General features: G+C 55.5%; 21 protein-coding genes. 19 read left to right on the forward strand and 2 right to left on the reverse strand.

What is annotated here, in order from left to right; all coding sequences use genetic code 11:
- Positions 1-2 precede the first annotated feature (2 nt).
- From nuoC to nuoN, 11 genes are all read left to right on the forward strand, one after another.
- Positions 3-1,805 (forward strand): NADH-quinone oxidoreductase subunit C/D, encoded by a 1,803-nt coding sequence (gene nuoC / locus OGY09_RS15940; RefSeq protein WP_003834757.1) that lies wholly within the window; start codon positions 3-5, stop codon positions 1,803-1,805.
- A 2-nt stretch (positions 1,806-1,807) separates the two neighbouring features.
- Entirely contained in the window at positions 1,808-2,308 is a 501-nt protein-coding gene (gene nuoE, locus OGY09_RS15945; protein WP_003028069.1) for an NADH-quinone oxidoreductase subunit NuoE, read from the forward strand.
- Positions 2,305-3,642 (forward strand): NADH-quinone oxidoreductase subunit NuoF, encoded by a 1,338-nt coding sequence (gene nuoF, locus OGY09_RS15950; RefSeq protein WP_032944083.1) that lies wholly within the window; start codon positions 2,305-2,307, stop codon positions 3,640-3,642. The genes nuoE and nuoF overlap by 4 nt, the downstream gene beginning before the upstream one ends.
- An 80-nt stretch (positions 3,643-3,722) precedes the next feature.
- Positions 3,723-6,449: an NADH-quinone oxidoreductase subunit NuoG gene (nuoG, locus tag OGY09_RS15955; protein ID WP_032944487.1), complete on the forward strand. Its 2,727-nt coding sequence runs from the start codon at positions 3,723-3,725 to the stop codon at positions 6,447-6,449.
- Complete coding sequence (gene nuoH / locus OGY09_RS15960) at positions 6,446-7,423, forward strand: NADH-quinone oxidoreductase subunit NuoH (RefSeq protein ID WP_003028063.1); 978 nt, start codon at positions 6,446-6,448, stop codon at positions 7,421-7,423. The genes nuoG and nuoH overlap by 4 nt, the downstream gene beginning before the upstream one ends.
- Positions 7,424-7,437: 14 nt before the next feature.
- Positions 7,438-7,980 (forward strand): NADH-quinone oxidoreductase subunit NuoI, encoded by a 543-nt coding sequence (gene nuoI, locus OGY09_RS15965; protein ID WP_003028062.1) that lies wholly within the window; start codon positions 7,438-7,440, stop codon positions 7,978-7,980.
- 11 nt (positions 7,981-7,991) lie between these two features.
- A complete protein-coding gene (nuoJ, locus tag OGY09_RS15970) occupies positions 7,992-8,546 on the forward strand; it encodes an NADH-quinone oxidoreductase subunit J (protein ID WP_003028059.1) in 555 nt (184 codons plus the stop codon).
- Entirely contained in the window at positions 8,543-8,845 is a 303-nt protein-coding gene (gene nuoK / locus OGY09_RS15975; RefSeq protein ID WP_000612644.1) for an NADH-quinone oxidoreductase subunit NuoK, read from the forward strand. The genes nuoJ and nuoK overlap by 4 nt, the downstream gene beginning before the upstream one ends.
- A complete protein-coding gene (gene nuoL, locus OGY09_RS15980) occupies positions 8,842-10,683 on the forward strand; it encodes an NADH-quinone oxidoreductase subunit L (RefSeq protein ID WP_003834744.1) in 1,842 nt (613 codons plus the stop codon). The genes nuoK and nuoL overlap by 4 nt, the downstream gene beginning before the upstream one ends.
- Before the next feature lie 251 nt (positions 10,684-10,934).
- Positions 10,935-12,464 carry an NADH-quinone oxidoreductase subunit M gene (gene nuoM, locus OGY09_RS15985; RefSeq protein WP_032944081.1) on the forward strand — a complete coding sequence of 510 codons (1,530 nt, stop codon included), beginning with the start codon at positions 10,935-10,937 and terminating at the stop codon, positions 12,462-12,464.
- A gap of 6 nt (positions 12,465-12,470) precedes the next feature.
- Entirely contained in the window at positions 12,471-13,928 is a 1,458-nt protein-coding gene (gene nuoN, locus OGY09_RS15990; RefSeq protein WP_003027689.1) for an NADH-quinone oxidoreductase subunit NuoN, read from the forward strand.
- 58 nt (positions 13,929-13,986) lie between these two features.
- Here the strand turns inward: nuoN and OGY09_RS15995 are convergent, their stop codons facing one another.
- Both OGY09_RS15995 and rbn read right to left on the reverse strand, forming a co-directional pair.
- Positions 13,987-14,991 (reverse strand): chemotaxis protein, encoded by a 1,005-nt coding sequence (locus OGY09_RS15995; protein ID WP_032944079.1) that lies wholly within the window; start codon positions 14,989-14,991, stop codon positions 13,987-13,989.
- Between the two features lie 64 nt (positions 14,992-15,055).
- Positions 15,056-15,973, reverse strand: a complete 918-nt coding sequence (gene rbn / locus OGY09_RS16000) for a ribonuclease BN (protein WP_032944077.1) — start codon at positions 15,971-15,973, stop codon at positions 15,056-15,058.
- A gap of 67 nt (positions 15,974-16,040) precedes the next feature.
- Here rbn and OGY09_RS16005 point away from each other — a divergent pair, with 67 nt between their 5' ends.
- The 8 genes from OGY09_RS16005 to menE all read left to right on the forward strand — a co-directional run bounded on the left by OGY09_RS16005 (position 16,041) and on the right by menE (position 24,042).
- Positions 16,041-16,502, forward strand: coding sequence for a GNAT family N-acetyltransferase (locus tag OGY09_RS16005; protein ID WP_008785342.1), 462 nt, complete (start codon positions 16,041-16,043; stop codon positions 16,500-16,502).
- Positions 16,503-16,565: 63 nt separating this feature from the next.
- Complete coding sequence (gene elaB / locus OGY09_RS16010) at positions 16,566-16,871, forward strand: stress response protein ElaB (RefSeq protein WP_003027683.1); 306 nt, start codon at positions 16,566-16,568, stop codon at positions 16,869-16,871.
- 104 nt (positions 16,872-16,975) lie between these two features.
- On the forward strand, positions 16,976-18,274 hold the full coding sequence (gene menF, locus OGY09_RS16015) for an isochorismate synthase MenF (RefSeq protein WP_032944075.1): 1,299 nt from the start codon (positions 16,976-16,978) through the stop codon (positions 18,272-18,274).
- 87 nt (positions 18,275-18,361) lie between these two features.
- Positions 18,362-20,032: a 2-succinyl-5-enolpyruvyl-6-hydroxy-3-cyclohexene-1-carboxylic-acid synthase gene (gene menD / locus OGY09_RS16020; RefSeq protein ID WP_032944073.1), complete on the forward strand. Its 1,671-nt coding sequence runs from the start codon at positions 18,362-18,364 to the stop codon at positions 20,030-20,032.
- Positions 20,029-20,787 carry a 2-succinyl-6-hydroxy-2,4-cyclohexadiene-1-carboxylate synthase gene (menH, locus tag OGY09_RS16025; protein ID WP_032944071.1) on the forward strand — a complete coding sequence of 253 codons (759 nt, stop codon included), beginning with the start codon at positions 20,029-20,031 and terminating at the stop codon, positions 20,785-20,787. The genes menD and menH overlap by 4 nt, the downstream gene beginning before the upstream one ends.
- Positions 20,788-20,801: 14 nt before the next feature.
- Entirely contained in the window at positions 20,802-21,659 is an 858-nt protein-coding gene (menB, locus tag OGY09_RS16030; protein ID WP_003027671.1) for a 1,4-dihydroxy-2-naphthoyl-CoA synthase, read from the forward strand.
- On the forward strand, positions 21,659-22,621 hold the full coding sequence (menC, locus tag OGY09_RS16035) for an o-succinylbenzoate synthase (protein WP_032944069.1): 963 nt from the start codon (positions 21,659-21,661) through the stop codon (positions 22,619-22,621). The genes menB and menC overlap by 1 nt, the downstream gene beginning before the upstream one ends.
- Positions 22,618-24,042 carry an o-succinylbenzoate--CoA ligase gene (gene menE / locus OGY09_RS16040; protein ID WP_032944068.1) on the forward strand — a complete coding sequence of 475 codons (1,425 nt, stop codon included), beginning with the start codon at positions 22,618-22,620 and terminating at the stop codon, positions 24,040-24,042. Before menC ends, menE begins: the two co-directional genes overlap by 4 nt.
- Positions 24,043-24,137: the final 95 nt, after the last annotated feature.

Below are 24,137 nucleotides of genomic sequence, written 5' to 3' on the forward strand. Positions count from 1 at the left end.
CAATGGTGAACAATATGACCGACTTAACCGCGCAAGACGCCGTATGGCAAACACGGGATCACCTTGATGACCCGGTCATTGGCGAACTGCGCAACCGTTTTGGGCCGGATGCCTTTACCGTTCAGGCGACTCGCACCGGGGTACCCGTTGTTTGGGTCAAGCGTGAACAATTACTGGAAGTTGGCGATTTCTTAAAGAGACTGCCGAAACCTTACGTCATGCTGTTTGACTTACACGGCATGGACGAACGTCTGCGTACGCACCGCGAAGGGTTACCTGCCGCGGATTTTTCCGTTTTCTATCACCTGATTTCCATTGAACGCAATCGCGATATCATGCTCAAGGTGGCTTTGTCTGAAAACGATCTGCGCGTACCGACTTTCACCAAACTGTTCCCGAACGCCAACTGGTACGAGCGTGAAACCTGGGAAATGTTTGGCATCGATATCGAAGGTCACCCGCACCTGACGCGTCTGCTGATGCCGCATACCTGGGAAGGTCATCCGCTGCGTAAAGACTACCCGGCGCGTGCGACCGAATTTGATCCGTTTGAGCTGACTAAAGCCAAACAGGATCTGGAAATGGAAGCGCTGACCTTCAAACCTGAAGATTGGGGTATGAAGCGTAGTACCGAAAACGAGGACTTCATGTTCCTCAACCTCGGTCCTAACCACCCGTCTTCTCACGGTGCTTTCCGTATTGTGCTGCAGCTTGATGGCGAAGAAATCGTCGACTGCGTACCTGACATCGGCTACCACCACCGTGGCGCTGAAAAGATGGGTGAACGTCAGTCCTGGCACAGCTACATTCCGTACACCGACCGTATTGAGTACCTCGGCGGCTGCGTAAACGAAATGCCTTACGTACTGGCCGTTGAGAAGCTGGCTGGTATCACCACGCCGGATCGCGTCAACGTGATTCGCGTGATGTTGTCCGAACTGTTCCGTATCAACAGCCACCTGCTGTACATCTCCACGTTCATTCAGGACGTCGGCGCGATGACCCCGGTCTTCTTCGCCTTTACCGACCGTCAGAAAATCTATGACGTGGTGGAAGCGATCACCGGTTTCCGTATGCACCCGGCCTGGTTCCGTATCGGCGGTGTGGCACACGATCTGCCGCGCGGTTGGGACAAGCTGCTGCGTGACTTCCTCGACTGGATGCCAAAACGTCTGGATTCTTACGAGAAAGCCGCACTGCGTAACACCATCCTGAAAGGCCGTTCGCAGGGCGTTGCCGCTTACGGTAAGAAAGAAGCGCTGGACTGGGGTTGTACCGGTGCTGCGCTGCGCGCGACCGGTATTGATTTCGACGTGCGTAAAGCGCGTCCGTACTCTGGCTACGAAAACTTTGACTTTGAAGTCCCGGTTGGCGGCGGCGTTTCTGACTGCTATACCCGCGTGATGCTGAAAGTTGAAGAGCTGCGCCAGAGTCTGCGCATCCTTGAGCAGTGCCTCAATAACATGCCGGAAGGCCCGTTCAAAGCGGATCACCCGCTGACGACGCCGCCGCCGAAAGAGCGCACGCTGCAACATATCGAAACCCTTATCACCCACTTCCTGCAGGTTTCGTGGGGTCCGGTTATGCCGGCAAACGAGTCCTTCCAGATGGTGGAAGCGACCAAGGGTATCAACAGTTACTACCTGACCAGCGATGGCAGCACCATGAGTTACCGTACCCGTATCCGTACCCCGAGCTATGCGCACCTGCAGCAGATCCCGGTAGCGGTACGTGGCAGCCTGGTGTCCGACTTAATCGTCCATCTGGGTAGTATCGATTTTGTTATGTCAGATGTGGACCGCTAATTATGCACGAGAATCAACAACCACAAACCGAGGCTTTTGAGCTGAGTGCGGCTGAGCGTGAAGCGATTGAGCACGAGAAGCACCACTACGAAGACCCGCGTGCGGCGTCCATTGAAGCGCTGAAAATCGTTCAGAAACAGCGTGGCTGGGTGCCGGATGGGGCGATCTATGCGATCGCTGATGTGCTGGGTATTCCCGCAAGCGACGTAGAAGGTGTTGCTACGTTTTATAGCCAGATCTTCCGCCAGCCGGTAGGTCGCCACGTGATCCGCTATTGCGACAGCGTGGTGTGCCATATCAACGGCTACCAGGGGATCCAGGCCGCGCTTGAGAAAAAACTCAACATCAAGCCGGGGCAGACGACCTTTGATGGTCGCTTTACGCTGCTGCCGACCTGTTGCCTGGGGAACTGCGATAAAGGGCCAAACATGATGATCGATGAGGATACTCATGCTCACCTGACCCCGGAAGGCATTCCCGAACTACTGGAGCGGTATAAATGAAAGACATTATCCGTACTCCCGAAACCCATCCGCTGACCTGGCGTCTGCGTGATGACAAACAGCCGGTCTGGCTGGACGAATACCGTAGCAAGAACGGCTACGAAGGTGCGCGTAAGGCCCTGATCGGGTTGTCACCGGACGAAATCGTTAATCAGGTAAAAGACGCTGGCCTGAAAGGGCGCGGCGGCGCGGGCTTTTCCACCGGTCTGAAGTGGAGCCTGATGCCGAAAGACGAATCCATGAACATCCGTTACCTGCTGTGTAACGCCGATGAAATGGAGCCGGGCACCTATAAAGACCGTCTGCTGATGGAACAGCTGCCGCACCTGCTGGTGGAAGGCATGCTGATTTCCGCGTTTGCGCTGAAAGCGTACCGTGGTTACATCTTCCTGCGCGGTGAATATATCGAAGCAGCCGTGCATCTGCGTCGCGCGATCGCCGAAGCGACCGAAGCCGGTCTGCTTGGCAAAAACATCATGGGCACCGGTTTCGACTTCGAACTGTTTGTCCACACCGGGGCAGGGCGTTACATCTGCGGTGAAGAAACCGCGCTGATCAACTCCCTCGAAGGTCGCCGTGCTAACCCACGTTCCAAGCCGCCGTTCCCGGCAAGCTCTGGCGCATGGGGCAAACCGACCTGCGTAAACAACGTCGAAACCCTGTGTAACGTACCGGCTATCCTCGCGAACGGCGTGGAGTGGTACCAGAACATTTCGAAGAGCAAAGATGCGGGCACCAAGCTGATGGGCTTCTCTGGTCGCGTGAAGAATCCTGGCCTGTGGGAACTGCCTTTCGGTACTACCGCGCGTGAGATCCTCGAAGATTACGCGGGTGGCATGCGCGATGGACTGAAGTTCAAAGCCTGGCAGCCAGGCGGCGCAGGGACTGACTTCCTGACCGAAGCACACCTCGATCTGCCGATGGAATTCGAAAGCATTGGTAAAGCAGGTAGCCGTCTGGGCACTGCGCTGGCCATGGCTGTCGATCACGAGATTGGCATGGTTCCTTTGGTGCGTAACCTCGAAGAGTTCTTTGCCCGCGAGTCCTGCGGCTGGTGTACGCCGTGCCGTGACGGTCTGCCGTGGAGTGTGAAAATTCTGCGCGCGCTGGAGCGTGGCGAAGGCCAGCCAGGGGATATCGAGACACTTGAGCAACTGTGTCGTTTCCTCGGCCCGGGTAAAACCTTCTGTGCACACGCACCGGGTGCAGTGGAACCGCTGCAGAGCGCCATTAAATATTTCCGCGAAGAATTCGAAGCTGGCATCAAGCAGTCCTTCAGCAATACCCATCAGATTGGTGGTATTCAGCCGAACCTGCTGAAAGAGCGCTGGTGATTACAGGGTTAGCCCTGTGTCGCGATAAGAAATTCGATTAACGCTCGGTTACGACCGAGCCAACTGGAAGCATGCTGACTATGGCTACGATTCATGTAGACGGCAAAGAATATGAGGTCAACGGAGCGGACAACCTGCTGGAAGCTTGTCTGTCTCTCGGCCTTGATATTCCGTACTTTTGCTGGCACCCGGCGCTGGGAAGCGTCGGTGCTTGCCGCCAGTGTGCGGTGAAGCAATATCAAAACGCGGAAGACACGCGTGGTCGCCTGGTGATGTCTTGTATGACACCGGCCACCGAAGGCACCTTTATTTCTATTGATGACGAAGAAGCGAAACAGTTCCGCGAAAGCGTCGTGGAGTGGTTGATGACTAACCACCCGCACGACTGTCCGGTCTGTGAAGAGGGCGGCAACTGCCACCTGCAGGATATGACCGTCATGACCGGTCACAGCTTCCGTCGCTACCGCTTCACGAAGCGTACTCACCGTAACCAGGACCTGGGGCCGTTCATCTCTCACGAAATGAACCGCTGCATCGCCTGCTATCGCTGCGTACGTTACTACAAAGATTACGCCGATGGCGCGGATCTGGGCGTCTATGGCGCACATGACAACGTCTACTTTGGCCGCCCGGAAGACGGTACGCTCGAAAGCGAGTTCTCAGGTAACCTGGTAGAAATTTGCCCGACCGGCGTCTTCACTGATAAAACGCACTCCGAGCGTTATAACCGTAAGTGGGACATGCAGTTTGCGCCGAGCATCTGCCAGCAGTGTTCCATCGGCTGTAACACCAGCCCGGGCGAACGCTACGGTGAACTGCGTCGTATCGAAAACCGTTATAACGGTACCGTTAACCACTACTTCCTCTGCGACCGTGGTCGTTTTGGCTATGGTTACGTGAACCTGAAAGACCGCCCGCGTCAGCCGGTACAGCGTCGTGGCGATGACCTGATCACGCTGAACGCCGAGCAGGCGATGCAGGGCGCGGCAGATATTCTGCGTCAGTCGAAGAAAGTAATTGGTATCGGCTCCCCACGCGCCAGCGTTGAAAGTAACTTCGCGCTGCGTGAACTGGTGGGTGCGGATAACTTCTATACCGGTATCGCCCAGGGCGAGCAGGAACGTCTGCAACTGGCACTGAGCGTGCTGCGTGACGGCGGGATTCATACTCCGGCACTGCGCGAAATCGAATCTTATGATGCGGTTCTGGTGCTGGGCGAAGATGTCACCCAGACCGGCGCACGCGTTGCGCTGGCAGTGCGTCAGGCGGTGAAAGGTAAAGCGCGTGAAATGGCGGCGGCACAGAAAGTGGCTGACTGGCAGATCGCAGCAATCCTTAACATCGGCCAGCGTGCTAAGCACCCGCTGTTCGTTACCAACGTCGATAACACCCGTCTGGATGACATCGCCGCATGGACCTATCGTGCACCGGTTGAAGATCAGGCGCGTTTAGGTTTCGCTATCGCTCATGCGCTGGATAACAACGCTCCGGCGGTTGACGGTATCGACCGTGACCTGCAAAACAAAATTGACGTTATCGTTCAGGCACTGGCCGGGGCGAAGAAACCACTGATTATTTCCGGCACCAACGCCGGTAGCGCCGAAGTGATTCAGGCGGCTGCCAACGTGGCGAAGGCGCTGAAAGGCCGTGGCGCAGACGTCGGCATCACCATGATTGCTCGCTCTGTTAACAGCATGGGCCTGGGTATGATTGGCGGTGGTTCCCTTGACGATGCGCTGACCGAGCTGGAAACAGGTCGTGCTGACGCCGTTGTGGTGCTGGAGAATGACCTGCATCGCCATGCTTCAGCAACGCGTGTGAACGCAGCGCTGGCGAAAGCGCCGCTGGTACTGGTCATTGACCATCAGCGTACGGCAATTATGGAAAACGCTCATCTGGTGCTTTCCGCCGCAAGTTTCGCCGAAAGCGATGGTACGGTGATTAACAACGAAGGCCGCGCTCAGCGTTTCTTCCAGGTCTACGACCCGTCCTACTACGACAGTAACACCGTGATGCTGGAAAGCTGGCGCTGGCTGCACTCGCTGCACAGCACCGTGCAGAGCCGCGAAGTGGACTGGACGCAGCTCGACCACGTTATCGACGCGGTCGTTGAGAAGCTGCCGCAACTGGCGGGTATCAAAGATGCCGCGCCGGACGCAAGCTTCCGTATCCGTGGACAGAAATTGGCTCGTGAACCGCACCGCTACAGCGGTCGTACCGCAATGCGCGCCAACATCAGCGTACACGAACCGCGCCAGCCGCAGGACAAAGACACAATGTTCGCCTTCTCTATGGAAGGGAACAACCAACCGTCTGCGCCGCGTTCACAAATTCCGTTTGCCTGGGCTCCGGGCTGGAACTCCCCACAGGCGTGGAACAAGTTCCAGGATGAAGTGGGCGGTAAACTGCGTCATGGCGATCCGGGCGTGCGTCTGATCGAAGCTTCTGCAGATGGTATGGATTACTTCACTACCGTTCCGGCGAGCTTCCAGGCTCGGGATGGTCAGTGGCGTATCGCGCCGTACTACCATCTGTTCGGCAGCGACGAAATGTCCCAGCGTGCGCCGGTCTTCCAGACCCGTATGCCGCAGCCGTACATCAAACTCAACCCGGCTGATGCCGCGAAGTTGGGTGTTAATGCCGGTACGCGCGTTTCTTTCAGCTACGATGGCAACACGGTTACGCTGCCGGTTGAAATCGCTGAAGGATTAACGGCAGGGCAGGTCGGTTTGCCGATGGGTATGCCTGGCATCGCGCCGGTTCTGGCAGGTGCGCGTCTTGAGGATCTGCAGGAGGCACAACAATGAGTTGGATTACACCCGATCTGATTGAGATCCTGCTGAGCATTCTCAAAGCGGTCGTGATCCTGCTGGTGGTGGTCACCTGCGGGGCATTCATGAGCTTTGGCGAACGTCGTCTGCTGGGTCTGTTCCAGAACCGTTACGGACCGAACCGTGTTGGCTGGGGCGGTTCGCTCCAGCTGGTTGCGGACATGATCAAGATGTTCTTTAAAGAAGACTGGATCCCGAAATTCTCGGATCGCGTCATCTTTACCCTGGCACCGATGATCGCCTTTACCTCGCTGCTGTTGGCTTTCGCCATCGTGCCGGTGAGTCCGAACTGGGTGGTTGCTGACCTGAACATCGGGATCCTGTTCTTCCTGATGATGGCGGGCCTCGCGGTATACGCGGTGCTGTTCGCCGGCTGGTCCAGTAACAACAAATACTCCCTGCTCGGTGCGATGCGTGCGTCTGCGCAGACGCTGAGCTACGAAGTGTTCCTCGGGCTTTCCCTGATGGGCGTGGTGGCGCAGGCCGGTTCATTTAACATGACCGACATCGTCAACAACCAGGCTGATATCTGGAACGTTATTCCGCAGTTCTTTGGTTTTGTCACCTTTGCCATCGCGGGCGTGGCGGTGTGCCACCGTCACCCGTTTGACCAGCCAGAAGCCGAGCAGGAACTGGCCGACGGTTACCACATTGAATATTCCGGTATGAAATTCGGTCTGTTCTTCGTGGGTGAATACATCGGCATCGTCACCATTTCTGCACTGATGGTTACCCTGTTCTTCGGTGGCTGGCATGGCCCGTTCTTACCGCCATTCGTCTGGTTCGCGCTGAAAACCGCGTTCTTCATGATGATGTTCATTTTGATTCGTGCGTCGTTACCGCGTCCTCGTTATGACCAGGTAATGTCCTTCGGCTGGAAAGTCTGTCTGCCGCTGACGCTCGTCAACTTGCTGGTAACGGCGGCTGTCATTCTCTGGCAGGCGCAATAAGGGACACAAAGACCATGACCTTAAAAGAATTGTTCGTAGGTTTCGGCACCCAGGTACGCAGTATCTGGATGATCGGCCTGCATGCGTTCGCGAAACGCGAAACGCAGATGTATCCGGAAGAGCCGGTCTATCTACCGCCCCGTTTTCGTGGTCGTATCGTTCTGACTCGTGATCCAGACGGTGAAGAGCGCTGCGTTGCCTGTAACCTGTGTGCGGTAGCGTGTCCGGTAGGCTGTATTTCTCTGCAAAAAGCAGAGACCAAAGATGGCCGCTGGTATCCGGAGTTTTTCCGCATTAACTTCTCACGCTGCATTTTCTGCGGCCTGTGCGAAGAAGCCTGTCCGACTACGGCTATTCAGCTGACTCCAGATTTCGAGCTGGGTGAGTACAAGCGCCAGGACCTGGTTTACGAGAAAGAGGATCTGCTGATCTCCGGTCCGGGCAAATACCCGGAATATAACTTCTACCGGATGGCAGGTATGGCAATCGACGGCAAAGATAAGGGCGAAGCAGAGAACGAAGCTAAGCCTATCGACGTCAAGAGCCTGTTACCGTAAGGAGAGGGGCAATGGAGTTCGCTTTTTATATCTGTGGCCTGATAGCCATTCTCGCAACCTTGCGGGTGATCACCCACACCAATCCGGTACACGCGTTGCTGTACCTGATTATTTCGCTGCTGGCGATTTCTGGGGTGTTCTTCTCGTTAGGCGCTTACTTCGCCGGTGCGCTGGAAATTATCGTCTACGCGGGCGCCATCATGGTGCTGTTCGTGTTCGTGGTGATGATGCTCAACCTTGGTGGTTCTGAAATTGAACAGGAACGTCAGTGGCTGAAACCGCAGGTGTGGATTGGTCCGGCGATTCTGTCGGCCATTATGCTGGTGGTTATTGTTTACGCCATTCTGGGCGTTAACGATCAGGGCATCGACGGCACGCCAATTAGCGCGAAAGCAGTCGGTATTTCCCTGTTCGGACCGTATGTACTGGCGGTTGAACTGGCTTCGATGCTGCTGCTGGCGGGTCTGGTTGTGGCCTTCCACGTGGGGCGCGAAGAGCGTTCTGGTGAAGTGCTGAGCAATCGCACCGATGACCGCGCGAAAAGAAAAACGGAGGAGCACGCATGATCCCCTTACAACATGGACTGATCCTCGCTGCGATCTTATTCGTGCTGGGCTTAACCGGTCTGGTTATCCGCCGCAATCTGCTGTTTATGCTGATCGGACTGGAAATCATGATTAACGCCTCCGCGCTGGCCTTTGTGGTCGCCGGAAGCTACTGGGGCCAGACCGATGGTCAGGTGATGTATATTCTCGCCATCAGCCTTGCGGCTGCCGAAGCGAGCATTGGGCTTGCGCTGTTGCTGCAACTTCATCGCCGTCGCCAGAACCTGAACATCGATTCAGTAAGTGAGATGCGTGGATGAACATGCTTGCCTTAACCATTATTCTGCCATTTATTGGCTTTGTATTACTGGCGTTTTCTCGTGGTCGTTGGTCAGAAAATCTGTCCGCTACCGTGGGTGTCGGGTCGATCGGTCTGGCTGCGCTGGTTACTGCGTTTGTTGGCGTTGATTTCTTTGCCAATGGCCAGCAGGCTTACAGCCAGCCGCTGTGGACGTGGATGTCAGTCGGCGACTTCAACATCGGTTTTAACCTGGTGCTGGACGGCCTGTCGCTGACCATGCTCTCTGTGGTGACCGGCGTTGGTTTCCTGATCCACATGTTCGCCTCCTGGTATATGCGCGGAGAAGAGGGCTATTCTCGTTTCTTCGCCTACACCAACCTGTTTATCGCCAGCATGGTGGTTCTGGTGCTGGCGGATAACCTGCTGCTGATGTACCTCGGCTGGGAAGGCGTGGGTCTGTGCTCCTATCTGCTGATTGGTTTCTACTACACCGATCCGAAGAATGGCGCTGCGGCAATGAAAGCCTTCGTGGTAACCCGCGTTGGTGACGTATTCCTGGCGTTCGCGCTGTTCATCCTCTACAACGAGCTGGGCACGCTGAACTTCCGCGAAATGGTGGAACTGGCGCCTGCGCACTTTGCAGACGGTAACAACATGCTGATGTGGGCAACCCTGATGCTGCTGGGCGGTGCGGTCGGTAAATCTGCACAGCTGCCGTTGCAGACCTGGCTTGCTGATGCGATGGCCGGTCCGACGCCTGTCTCCGCGTTGATCCACGCCGCGACGATGGTTACCGCTGGTGTCTACCTGATAGCACGTACGCACGGCCTGTTCCTGATGACGCCTGAAATCCTGCACCTGGTGGGGATTATCGGTGCTATCACTCTGGTGCTGGCGGGTTTTGCTGCGCTGGTACAGACCGACATCAAACGCGTTCTTGCGTACTCCACCATGAGCCAGATTGGTTATATGTTCCTGGCTCTTGGCGTACAGGCGTGGGATGCGGCGATTTTCCACCTGATGACGCACGCCTTCTTTAAAGCGCTGCTGTTCCTGGCATCCGGCTCGGTTATCCTGGCTTGCCACCACGAACAGAACATCTTCAAGATGGGCGGGCTGCGTAAGTCAATTCCGCTGGTGTATCTCTGCTTCCTGATCGGTGGCGCGGCGCTGTCGGCTCTGCCGCTGATTACCGCTGGCTTCTTCAGTAAGGATGAGATTCTGGCCGGTGCAATGGCGAATGGTCATATTAATCTGATGGTTGCAGGTCTGGTCGGTGCATTCATGACCTCTCTGTACACCTTCCGTATGATTTTCATCGTGTTCCACGGTAAAGAACAAATTCACGCCCACGCAGGGAAGGGGATTACCCATCATCTGCCGTTGATTGTGCTGATGATCCTGTCCACCTTCGTTGGCGCGCTGATTGTGCCGCCGCTGCAGGGTGTACTGCCTGCGACGACCGAGCTTGAGCATGGTCGCGTCATGACGCTGGAAATTACCTCCGGTATCGTAGCGATTGCGGGCATCCTGATCGCAGCATGGCTGTGGCTGGGCAAACGCACGCTGGTGACGTCGATTGCGAACAGTGCGCCGGGCCGCCTGCTGGGTACCTGGTGGTATAACGCCTGGGGCTTCGACTGGCTGTACGACAAAGTGTTCGTTAAGCCGTTCCTGGGTGTTGCCTGGTTGCTGAAACGCGATCCGCTCAACTCAATGATGAACATTCCGGCGATCCTTTCCCGCTTTGCAGGTAAAGGCCTGCTGTTGAGCGAGAACGGTTATCTGCGCTGGTATGTTGCATCAATGAGCATCGGCGCCGTCGTTGTGCTGGCACTGTTGATGGTACTGCGTTGAGTTTGTTGGCTGGATGAACGATTGCCGGATGGCGCTGCGCTTATCCGGCCTACAAACCCAAAAATAATTTTTAGAATTCGTTGAAAATCTGTTCCTGATGTACAGGCGTCATCGGCGAAGTCAGACCGGAGACCGCCAGCGCAGAGCAACCGGAGCGTACTGAAGTACGTGAGGATTGCGAGCACTGCCGGGATTTGGGCTGACGAGTGAGATAGCCTGAGCAGGAGTAAATATAAGGGACATACTTAGCTATGTTATTACCCTGGTTGATATTAATTCCCTTTATCGGTGGCTTCCTGTGCTGGCAGACCGAACGCTTTGGCGTGAAGGTGCCGCGCTGGATTGCGCTGATTACCATGGGATTGACGCTGGTGCTTGGCCTGCAACTGTGGTTGCAGGGCGGCTATTCACTGACGCAATCCGCTGGCATTCCGCAGTGGCAGTCTGAATTTGTCCTGCCGTGGATCCCACGTTTTGGCATCTCTATTCATCTGGCTATCGACGGTCTGTCGCTGCTGATGGTAGTGCTGACCGGTCTGCTCGGTGTTCTGGCGGTACTTTGCTCCTGGAATGAAATCGAAAAATACCAGGGCTTCTTCCATCTGAACCTGATGTGGATCTTAGGCGGCGTGATCGGCGTGTTCCTTGCCATCGACATGTTCCTGTTCTTCTTCTTCTGGGAAATGATGCTGGTGCCGATGTACTTCCTGATCGCGTTGTGGGGGCATAAAGCCTCTGACGGTAAAACGCGTATCACGGCGGCGACCAAGTTCTTCATTTATACCCAGGCGAGTGGTCTGGTGATGTTGATTGCCATCCTGGCGCTGGTGTTTGTGCACTATAAAGCGACCGGTGTGTGGACCTTCAACTATGAAGAGCTGCTGAATACCCCGATGTCCCACGGTGTGGAATATCTGCTGATGCTGGGCTTCTTCATCGCCTTCGCGGTGAAAATGCCGGTGGTTCCGCTGCACGGGTGGTTGCCGGATGCGCACTCCCAGGCGCCGACCGCAGGTTCCGTTGACCTGGCGGGGATTTTGCTGAAAACCGCGGCTTACGGTCTGCTGCGCTTCTCTCTGCCGCTGTTCCCGAACGCGTCGGCGGAGTTTGCACCTATCGCAATGTGGCTGGGCGTTATCGGTATCTTCTACGGCGCGTGGATGGCCTTTAATCAGTACGATATCAAACGTCTGATCGCTTACACCTCCGTATCGCACATGGGCTTCGTACTGATTGCTATCTACACCGGCAGCCAGCTGGCGTACCAGGGTGCTGTTATCCAGATGATTGCGCACGGTCTGTCCGCAGCCGGTCTGTTCATTCTGTGTGGTCAGCTGTACGAACGTCTGCACACGCGTGATATGCGTATGATGGGCGGCCTGTGGGGCAAAATGAAATGGTTGCCTGCGCTGTCGATGTTCTTCGCAGTGTGTACGCTGGGTATGCCGGGTACAGGTAACTTCGTTGGCGAATTTATGATTCTGTTCGGCAGCTACCAGGTGGTTCCGGTCATTACCGTGATCTCGACCTTTGGTCTGGTGTTTGCCTCTGTTTACTCGCTGGCGATGCTGCATCGCGCTTACTTCGGTAAAGCGAAGAGCCAGATTGCCAGTGTTGAACTGCCAGGGATGTCGCTGCGTGAGCTGTTTATCATCCTGTTGCTGGTCGTGCTTCTGGTACTGCTTGGCTTCTATCCGCAGCCGATTCTGGATACCTCGCATTCTGCGATGAGCAACATCCAGCAGTGGTTTGTTAATTCCGTTACTACTACAAGGCCGTAAATCGCCATGACAATAACTCCACAACACCTGATTGCGCTGCTACCGCTGCTGATCGTCGGCTTGACGGTGGTGGTTGTGATGCTCTCCATTGCGTGGCGACGCAATCACTTCCTCAATGCCACGCTGTCGGTCATTGGGCTTAACGCCGCGCTGGTTTCGCTCTGGTTTGTTGGCCAGGCGGGCGCCATGGACGTCACCCCGCTGATGCGGGTTGACGGTTTCGCCATGCTCTACACCGGGCTGGTGCTGCTGGCGAGTCTTGCCACCTGTACCTTCGCTTACCCGTGGCTGGAAGGCTACGATGACAACCGGGAAGAGTTCTACCTGTTGGTGCTGATTGCCGCACTTGGCGGTATTCTGCTGGCTAACGCTAACCATCTGGCGGCGCTGTTCCTTGGTATTGAGCTGATCTCTCTGCCGCTGTTTGGCCTGGTTGGCTATGCCTTCCGTCAGAAACGTTCGCTGGAAGCCAGTATCAAATACACCATTCTGTCTGCCGCAGCGTCTTCCTTCCTGCTGTTCGGTATGGCGCTGGTGTACGCGCAGTCTGGTAATCTGTCGTTTGTTGCACTCGGTAAGAGCCTCGGCGACGGCATGCTGCACGAACCGCTGCTGCTGGCGGGCTTCGGTCTGATGATTGTTGGCCTCGGCTTTAAACTCTCGCTGGTTCCGTTCCACCTGTGGACGCCAGACGTATACCAGGGCGCTCCGGCTCCGGTTTCCACCTTCCTGGCGACGGCGAGCAAAATCGCTATCTTCGGCGTGGTGATGCGTCTGTTCCTGTACGCACCGGTAGGAGATAGCGAAGCGGTACGTATCGTACTGGGCGTGATTGCCTTTGCTTCCATCATCTTCGGTAACCTGATGGCGCTGAGCCAGACCAATATTAAACGTCTGCTCGGTTACTCTTCTATCTCTCACCTCGGCTACCTGCTGGTGGCGCTTATTGCTCTGCAGAGCGGCGAGATGTCGATGGAAGCAGTTGGCGTTTACCTGGCCGGTTACCTGTTCAGCAGCCTCGGCGCGTTCGGTGTGGTCAGCCTGATGTCCAGCCCGTACCGCGGCCCGGATGCGGACTCTCTGTTCTCCTACCGTGGTCTGTTCTGGCATCGTCCGATCCTCGCGGCAGTGATGACGGTGATGATGCTGTCTCTTGCAGGTATCCCGATGACGCTGGGCTTTATCGGTAAGTTCTATGTACTGGCCGTCGGTGTGCAGGCTAACCTGTGGTGGCTGGTTGCCGCCGTGGTGGTCGGTTCTGCGATTGGTTTGTACTACTACCTGCGCGTTGCCGTAAGCTTGTACCTGAGCGCACCGCAGCAGCTGAACCGTGATGCGCCGTCTAACTGGCAGTACAGCGCGGGCGGTATCGTGGTGCTGATTTCTGCTCTGCTGGTACTGGTGCTGGGTATTTACCCGCAACCGCTGATCAGCATTGTGCAGTTAGCGACTCCGCTGATGTAAACGAAATGCAGAAACGAAAAAACCCGCCTTGGCGGGTTTTTTTATGCGTGAAATACGGTCAGTTTAATAGCTGACGGCTCACCAGCGGACCGCTGATGCCTTTCGCTGTGCGATCCATCACTTCCTGGATCACTGAAGAAAGCTCATTGACTTCGAATTTGGCCACGTAGCCATCCGCTTTTACACGGCGAACGTGATCTTCGTTCGCGCTACCGGAAAGCGAAGAGTGGATAACGACCGGGATTTTCTTCAGACGTTCGTCGGTTTTTATCTTACGGGTAAGCGTAAAACCGTCCATCTCCGGCATTTCGAGATCGGTGAGAACCAGAGCGATCTTCTCACTGACAGGCTTGCCCTCCGCCAGCGCTTCTGCGGAAAGCTGCTGTATTTTTTCCCACGCATCCTGACCTGTTACATGCATCAGATGCGGGATCTCCATGGCGTTTAGACCTTTTTCCAACATGGCGCGGGCCACTTTGGAATCATCAGCCACAATCGCCACCGCACCCGGCGTGATGTTGAATTTATTAGTTTTCAGATCGGTTGCGCGCAGGTCGTGGTTCGCTGGTACGATGTCGTACAGGATCTGCTCAACGTCGAGCACCAACGCCAGGTTGTTGGTCTCTTTGTTGTCGTCCAGGCAAGCGATACTGGTGATATAGCGACCATTAACGGCTTTCTCGGCGGTATGCACCTGTTGCCAGTCCAGGCGCATAATGTTTTCCACTGACTCCACAGCAAACGCCTGGACGCTGCGGGCATATTCTGTGATCAACAGGATGTTGAGTCCGGTCTCTGGCTTACAGCCCGCGACGGCGGGCAGGTCAATCACCGGGATCACCTGATCGCGAATATTAACCATACCCAGTAACGGGGCCTTCATACCCGCCGGACGCGTAAAGGTCGGCATCGGCACGATTTCACGCAGTTTGAATACGTTGATGCCAAACAGCTCTGATTTCTGCTCCTCAACAGATTTGCCGAGGCGAAACAGCAGCAGTTCAAAACGGTTAGACAGGGTTAGGTTTGTCCTGTCATCAATATCTTTCTGGAAATTGTTCATCCTGTCCTCAGTGTGAAAGCCAGCCTTTCCACTGTTATCGGCACTGAGGCGGAAAAATAGAGCGTTAAACGGTGAAAATGGCGAAATCGTGAGCCAGTTCCGTGTCTGGAAATATTGCTTTGCACTCTTCGAGTAATCGCTGACAGCCTTTTTCATCGTAACGTGAGCTAACGTGGGTCATGATCAGGCGTCCCACTCCGGCCTCCAGCGCCAGCTTTGCGGCTTGTCGGGTCGAGCTGTGTCCGCGGCTGTTGGCTTTTTCCTCCATTGAGGCGTCCAGTGTGGTTTCATGTACCATCACATCCACACCTCGTGCCAGTTCAATGGCGGATGCGCAGGGTCCTGTGTCACCGAAAATAGCGACTGATTTTCCCCTGGTGGGCGGGGAAAGAAAATCGGCACCGTTAATCGCTCGACCATCCTCCAGCACGATGGTTTTTCCGGCTTTCAAATCCTGAAACCACGGGCCCGCTTTAACGCCTGCCGCCTTCAGGGCGCTAGCGTCAAGCGCACCCGGTTTGTCGTGCTCTTGAATGCGAAAACCGTAGCATTCCAGCGGATGCACCAGCGGGTACGCCGTTACTTTTCGCAGGCCGTCATCCACAATCTCACCCGCGGTAATTTCTACAATATCCAGCGGATAATCGGTCCAGGAGCCGCTCAGACGCAATGCGGTTTCGGTAAACTCTCGCAACCCTTTTGGCCCGTAGAGCGTCAGAGGCTGGACATTGCCGGCCATTGAGCGACTGCACAGTAGCCCCGGTAAACCAAACAGGTGATCGCCGTGCAGATGGCTGATAAAAATACGATCGAGTTTTCCTGGATTGAAAGGCGTGGTGAGCATCTGATGCTGCGTCCCTTCGCCGCAATCAAAAAGCCACAGCCCCGCCTGAGTCGGGTGTTGCAGATTCAGTAAAATTGCCGTTACATTGCGTGAGCGCGTGGGGACTCCCGCAGACGTGCCTAAAAATAGTAATTCCATCTTTGCGTTACACTTTTCGCCATCAATAAGGCAGGGTGTTCAGGTTATCACAACATAGGGGCAGACAATGATTCACTGGCAAGATCTCCACCATGCAAAGCTGAGTACCCAACAACTGTACGCACTACTTCAGCTACGATGCGCGGTGTTTGTAGTTGAGCAACAGTGTCCGTACCAGGATGTGGATGGCGATGACCTGGCTGGAGAGAATCGGCATATTCTGGGCTGGCATAACGATGAGCTGGTGGCGTATGCGAGGATTCTGAAAAGCGATGACGAGCTGGAGCCGGTAGTGATTGGTCGGGTGATTGTAAGCGAAGCGCTGCGTGGTGAAAAACTGGGGCAACAGCTAATGGCCCAGACGCTGGCATCCTGCGCGCAACACTGGCCACACAAGGCGTTGTATCTGGGCGCGCAGGCGCATCTGCAATCATTCTATGCACGCTTTGGCTTTGTTCCGGTGACGGATATCTATGACGAAGATGGTATTCCACACGTCGGAATGGCGCGGGAAGCACATCAGGCGTAAACAGGCGCAATCAGTCCAGGTTGTCTATAGTTAGCGGGTACGTCAATAGAAAGGGAGAATATAATGTCTTTTCATTCTTATGAATCACGTATCGATGATGATCTGGAATTATTAAGTGAAACGCTGGAAGAGGTGCTGCGTTCTTCTGGCGACCCAGCAGATCAAAAATACCTTGAGTTAAAAGCGCGGGCAGAGCGGGCGTTAGAAGAGGTGAGAAATCGCGTCAGCCATGCTTCTGACAGCTACTATTACCGTGCGAAAAAAGCCGTTTGTCGGGCGGATGACTATGTGCACGAAAAACCCTGGCGCGGAATCGGCGTTGGCGCCACGGTCGGTTTAGTGATGGGATTATTGTTAGCGCGGCGATAAATTCCGTTCTGTCATCGCATTTGTACGTACTCCCTAACTGGGGGTACTGCTTTTTCTGCTCAGTACCCCGTATAATGAGAGGTTTTTAACAGGGAGAGGTCCGCGTGCATTCAATCACTACTGCGCTGGAAAGTCTGATGCGTCATTTATCGCAAGAGATGCCAGCAGCACCTGGAATTCGTATTTACGATATACCTTTCCCACTGAATGATGCGTTTGACGCTTTAGGATGGCTGGCCAGCCAACCCGTCTGGCCCCAGTTTTACTGGCAGCAGCGTAACGGCGATGAAGAAGCCGCCGTATTAGGGGCCGTCGCCGCATTTTCCTCGCTGGAATCAGCCCAGCAATTTTTACATCAGCATGATAATCATCCCGACCTGCGCATCTGGGGCCTGAATGCCTTTGAGCCTCAGCGTGGCAATTTACTGCTGCCGCGGCTGGAGTGGCGACGTTGCGCCGGAGTGGCGAGCTTACGCTTACATCTCTATAGCGACGTGTCGCTACGTGAAGACGCTGCACAAGCGATCGCCTTCATCTCATCGCTTGCTCCCGTAAAACCGCTCCCTGCATTGCGTTTGAATTTGACGGGAGAACAGCACTGGCCGGAGAAAGCTGGCTGGATAGACCTGATAAAACTCGCCACTCAAACGATCGCAGGAGAAGACCTCGATAAGGTCGTGCTGGCGCGGGCGACCGACTTACAGTTTTCTCAGTCGGTTAATGCCGCTGCCGTGATGGCTTCCAGCCGTCGCTTAAATCTGAACTGCTACCATTTCTTTATGGCATTCTCCGCCGACACCGCTTTTCTTGGCTCTTCTCCTGAACGTCTGTATCGACGACGTGATACGGCGCTGCGCACCGAGGCGCTGGCCGGAACCGTGGCCAATCACCCTGAGGATCATCGGGCCTGGCAATTGGGCGACTGGCTAATGAAAGATGATAAAAACCAGCGCGAGAATATGCTGGTGGTCGAAGATATTTGCCAGCGTCTGCAAGGCTGTACGCAAACTCTCGATGTGCTGCCACCGCAGGTGCTCAGGCTGCGTAAAGTGCAGCACCTGCGCCGTTGCATCTGGACGGAACTGAATCAGGCCGACGATATGCTTTGCCTGATGCAGCTTCAGCCCACGGCGGCAGTTGCCGGTATTCCGCGTGAGCTGGCGCGTGAATTCATCCAACAAAATGAACCCTTTGAACGCGAGTGGTATGCCGGTTCAGCGGGTTATCTTTCTTTGCGCCAAAGCGAGTTTTGTGTGTCATTGCGTTCGGCGAAAATTAGCGCAAACGTGGTACGCCTGTATGCCGGGGCAGGGATTGTACGTGGCTCAGATCCTGAGCAGGAATGGCAAGAAATAGACAATAAAGCGGCAGGGTTACGTACTTTATTACAGATGGAAGGATAGTGATTTCGTGTATATTTCCGATTCATATCAAAAATCCATTTATTCGATTCTCTATACTGTGTCGCAATATTGATACCGGACAATCTCATGTCAGTAAGCGCATTTAACCGACGCTGGGCGGCGGTCATTCTGGAAGCACTCACTCGCCACGGCGTCAGGCATGTCTGCATTGCCCCTGGCTCTCGTTCTACACCATTGACGCTGGCGGCAGCGGAAAACCCCGCATTCATCCACCACACCCATTTTGACGAGCGCGGTCTTGGGCATCTGGCTTTAGGTCTGGCAAAAGTCAGCCGGCAGCCTGTCGCCGTGATTGTGACGTCCGGTACCGCGGTGGCGAATTTATATCCCGCGTTGATTGAAGCGGGCCTGACCGGTGAAAAACTGATTTTACTTACCGCTGACAGACCGCCAGAGCTTATCGACTGTGGCGCGAACCAGGCGATTCGTCAGGCCGGAATGTTTGCCTCGCATCCATCGCAAACGCTCTCTTTACCGCGTCCTACTCAGGACATTCCGGCAAGCTGGCTGGTGTCCACGATTGATAATGCGTTAGCTGCCCTGCATAGCGGGGCGGTTCATATCAATTGCCCGTTTGCGGAACCGCTGTATGGCGATATGGACGAAACGGGGATTGCCTGGCAGCAGCGCCTCGGCGACTGGTGGCAGGATGATAAACCCTGGCTGCGAGAAGCGCGTCGGCTGGAAAGCGACAAACAACGCGACTGGTTTTTCTGGCGACAAAAACGCGGCGTAGTCATTGCGGGCCGCATGAGCGCGGAAGAAGGTAAGAAGGTTGCGCAGTGGGCGCAGACGTTAGGCTGGCCGCTGATTGGCGATGTTCTGTCGCAAACCGGACAACCGCTGCCGTGCGCCGACCTGTGGCTGGGAAATGCGAAAGCTGTAGCTGAATTGCAGCAGGCGCAGATTGTGGTGCAGCTTGGTAGCAGCCTGACTGGAAAACGTCTGCTGCAATGGCAGGCCAGCTGCGATCCGCAGGAATACTGGATTGTCGATAATATCGAAGGCCGCCTCGATCCGGCCCATCATCGCGGCCGCAGGTTGGTGGCGAAAGTTGGCGACTGGCTGGAGCTACATCCGGCGGAGAAACGTCATCCCTGGTGTATGGAGATCCCTCGTCTGGCGCAACAGGCCTGGCAGGCGGTAGAAGCCCGTCGTGAGGCGTTTGGTGAAGCGCAATTAGCCCACCGTATCCGTGACTACTTGCCGGAGCAGGGGCAGCTGTTCGTGGGTAACAGTCTGGTGGTACGCCTGATTGATGCGCTGTCGCAGCTTCCGGCTGGTTACCCGGTCTATAGCAACCGTGGCGCGAGCGGTATTGACGGCCTGCTGTCAACGGCAGCTGGTGTACAGCGTGCCAGCGCGAAATCGACGCTGGCGATTGTTGGCGATTTATCTGCATTGTATGACCTGAATGCGCTGGCGTTATTGCGCCAGGTTTCTGCACCGTTTGTCCTGATAGTGGTCAATAATAACGGCGGGCAGATTTTTTCCCTGCTGCCGACACCAGCCAGCGAACGCGAACGGTTCTATCTGATGCCGCAGAACGTACATTTCGAGCATGCTGCCGCCATGTTTAACCTTAAATACCAGCGCCCGGAAAACTGGGAGCAGCTGGAGAGCGCTTTGACTAACGCGTGGCGTACACCTGCGGCCACGGTGATTGAGCTGGTGGTGAACGAAACTGACGGGGCGCAAACCTTGCAGCAACTGCTGGCGCAGGTAAGTCACCTATGATCCTGCATGCGCAGGCGAAAGAGGGCCAAACGGGATTTCCCTGGCTGGTTTTCCTGCACGGTTTCTCTGGCGATTGCCAGGAATGGCAGACGGTCGGCGAAGCATTTCAGGATTATTCGCGGCTATACATCGACCTGCCGGGACACGGTGGCTCCGCTGACATCGGCGTGAGCGGGTTCGATGATGTCGGCGTTTTGCTGCGTAATACCCTGCTTAGTTACAACATACTTAACTTTTGGTTGGTGGGATACTCTCTTGGCGGCAGAGTCGCGATGATGGCGGCCAGTCAGGAGATGCCAGGGCTTTGTGGTCTGGTGGTTGAAGGCGGACATCCCGGCTTGCAAAGCGAGGAGGCGCGCGTTCAGCGTCGTCTCTCGGATGGCCGCTGGGCTGCGCGTTTTCGCGCAGAGCCGCTACGTGAGGTGTTTAATGACTGGTATCAACAGCCCGTTTTTTCCTCGCTGAACGCGACACAAAGAGAGGCGCTGGTCGCTCTGCGTAGCCAGAATAATGGGCAAACGCTGGCGGCAATGCTGGAGGCCACCTCGCTTGCCGTACAGCCTGATTTACGTGCGCAACTCACGACGCGCACATTTCCGTTTTATTATTTATGTGGTGAACGTGACGATAAATTCCGCGCTCTGGCGGCGGAAATATTAGTACCAAACCATGTGATTCGTAATGCCGGACACAACGCGCATCGGGACAACCCCGCGGGCGTAGTGGACTGTCTGGCTCAGATTCTGCGTCGCTGACTATAGGACATTTTATGATCTATCCTGATGAAACAATGCTTTACGCACCGGTAGAATGGCACGATTGCTCTGAAGGCTATACCGACATTCTTTACGAGAAATCCACCGACGGTATCGCAAAAATCACCATTAATCGTCCACAGGTACGCAATGCCTTCCGTCCGGTCACCGTGAAAGAGATGATCCAGGCGCTGGCAGATGCCCGCTATGATGACAACATCGGCGTAATTATTCTGACTGGTGCTGGCGACAAAGCGTTCTGCGCAGGCGGCGATCAGAAAGTGCGTGGGGACTACGGCGGATACCAGGATGACTCCGGTGTGCATCACCTGAACGTACTGGACTTCCAGCGCCAGATTCGTACCTGTCCGAAACCGGTAGTAGCGATGGTTGCAGGTTTCTCCATTGGCGGTGGCCATGTGCTGCACATGATGTGTGACCTGACCATTGCGGCTGAAAACGCCATCTTTGGTCAGACCGGCCCGAAAGTCGGTTCTTTCGACGGCGGTTGGGGCGCTTCCTACATGGCGCGCATCGTCGGTCAGAAAAAAGCGCGTGAAATCTGGTTCCTGTGCCGTCAGTACGATGCGAAACAGGCGCTGGATATGGGTCTGGTCAACACCGTGGTTCCGCTGGCGGATCTGGAAAAAGAGACCGTACGCTGGTGCCGTGAAATGCTGCAAAACAGCCCAATGGCGCTGCGCTGCCTGAAAGCCGCACTGAACGCCGACTGTGATGGTCAGGCTGGTCTGCAGGAGCTGGCAGGTAACGCTACTATGTTGTTCTACATGACGGAAGAAGGTCAGGAAGGCCGTAACGCCTTTAACCAGAAACGTCAGCCTGATTTCAGCAAATTCAAACGGAATCCGTAATGCGTAGCGCGCAGGTATACCGCTGGCAGATCCCCATGGACGCGGGGGTGATTCTGCGCGACAGGCGGTTAAAAACGCGTGACGGGCTGTACGTTTGTCTTTGTGACGGCGAGCGTGAAGGGTGGGGAGAAATTTCCCCACTGCCGGGCTTCAGTCAGGAAAGCTGGGAAGAGGCACAAACCGAGCTGCTGGCCTGGGTAAAAGGCTGGTTGCAAGGGGATGACTCCTTACCGCAACTGCCTTCGGTCGCCTTTGGCGTAAGCTGTGCGCTGGCCGAACTGGCTGGCGTATTGCCACAGGACGCGGACTATCGTGCTGCGCCGCTGTGCACGGGCGATCCTGACGATCTGGTGCTACAACTGGCGGATATGCCGGGCGAAAAAGTGGCGAAGATCAAGGTCGGTCTGTATGAAGCGGTCCGCGACGGCATGGTAGCCAATCTGCTGCTTGAGGCGATCCCGGAGCTGCATTTGCGACTTGACGCCAACCGGGCCTGGACGCCGTTGAAAGCACAGCAGTTCGCGAAATACGTTAATCCAGAATATCGTGGACGCATTGCCTTCCTCGAAGAGCCGTGCAAAACCCGCGATGATTCTCGTGCCTTCGCGCGTGAAACCGGCATTGCCATCGCCTGGGATGAAAGTTTGCGGGAAGCGGATTTCACCTTCGAAGCCGAAGAAGGCGTCAGGGCCGTGGTTATCAAACCTACGCTGACCGGCAGTCTCGATAAAGTCCGTGAACAGGTGGCTGCGGCGCATGCGCTTGGTCTTACTGCCGTTATCAGTTCGTCAATCGAGTCGAGTCTGGGCTTAACCCAGCTGGCGAGAATTGCCGCCTGGTTAACGCCGCAGACCATTCCGGGTCTGGATACCCTGAGTCTGATGCAGTGCCAGCAGGTACGCACTTGGCCGGGTAGCACGTTGCCGTGTATCGACGTTGATGCGCTGGAACGTCTGCTATGACCCAGCAGGAAATGCCCGATAGCGTGAGCTTATCGGGCCTGGTGCAGTTCAGTGACTGGCCTTGGCGTCACTGGCAACAGGTTCGTGCGAAGGCGCCAGCCTTACGCCTCAACGATGAGGTATTAAGCTGGAGCGATCTCTGCACACGTGTAGATCATCTGGCCTGCGGTTTTGCCGCTCAGGGCGTGGAAGAGGGCGATGGTGTTCTGCTTCGCGCCTGGAATCATCCGCGCGCTTTGCTGGCCTGGCTCGCGCTGCTGCAATGTGGGGCGCGGGTTTTACCTGTGAACCCACAGTTGCCTCAGCCGCTGCTTGATGCGCTTATCCCGGACTTAACGCTACGTTTTGCGCTGGATCTGGAGGCCGCTATCGCACTTCCGGAACTCAGTCCGTTACAGATGCAGTCGTTGCCAGGCGATCACGCTGAGGCGTGGTTGCCTGAACGTTTGAGCACGATGACGTTAACTTCAGGTTCTACCGGATTGCCAAAAGCGGCTGTTCATACCTGTCAGGCGCATCTGGCAAGCGCGCAGGGTGTTCTGTCATTAATGCCGTTTGGCGCTGAGGATGACTGGCTGCTCTCGCTGCCGCTGTTTCATGTTTCTGGCCAGGGTATTTTGTGGCGCTGGTTGTTCGCCGGAGCGCGAATGACCGTGCGCGACAAGCAGCCGCTGGAGAAAATGCTGGTCGGCTGCACCCATGCCTCGTTGGTCCCTACACAGTTGTGGCGCTTGTTGGTCAATAAAACGCCGGTCACGCTCAAAGCGGTGCTGCTGGGCGGCGCGGCTATTCCTGTTGAGTTGACGGAGCAGGCGCACGAGCAGGGGATTCGCTGCTGGTGCGGTTATGGACTGACGGAATTCGCTTCTACGGTCTGTGCGAAAGAGGCGGATGGTCTGGCAGATGTGGGTTCCCCTCTGGTAGGCAGAGAAGTCAGAATCGTTGATGATGAAGTCTGGTTACGGGCTGCCAGCATGGCGCAAGGTTACTGGCGTAACGGACAGCTTATTCCTTTAGTGAACGCGGAAGGCTGGTTTGCAACCCGCGATCGTGGGGTGTTAAAGGACGGCAAGTTAACCATTATCGGTCGTATGGACAATCTGTTTTTTAGCGGCGGGGAAGGTATACAGCCGGAAGAAGTGGAACGCGTGATTGCAGCGCATCCGCATGTTCTGCAGGCCTTTATTATACCAATTGAAGACAAAGAGTTTGGCCATCGCCCGGTGGCGGTCATTGAGTATGACGCTAATGCTGGAGAAACTAATCTGGCTGAGTGGGTAAACGATAAGCTGGCCCGCTTTCAACAACCGGTATGTTGGCTGACATTGCCGCCCGAACTCAAAGCCGGAGGGATTAAAATCTCGCGTCGTGCGTTGTCGGATTGGGTAAGCGCTTCATCGTTAACATTAAGAAAACATTAATTACATTTCTCATTTCTGTCATTCCGCAGCTATTGTCCTTTTGTTTATGAGCTAATGTGTAACCTATTGTGAAATTTATTAACAATAGGTGCGCT

The organism is Citrobacter sp. Cpo071 (assembly GCF_030332765.1).
Classification (GTDB): Bacteria; Pseudomonadota; Gammaproteobacteria; order Enterobacterales; family Enterobacteriaceae; genus Citrobacter; species Citrobacter portucalensis.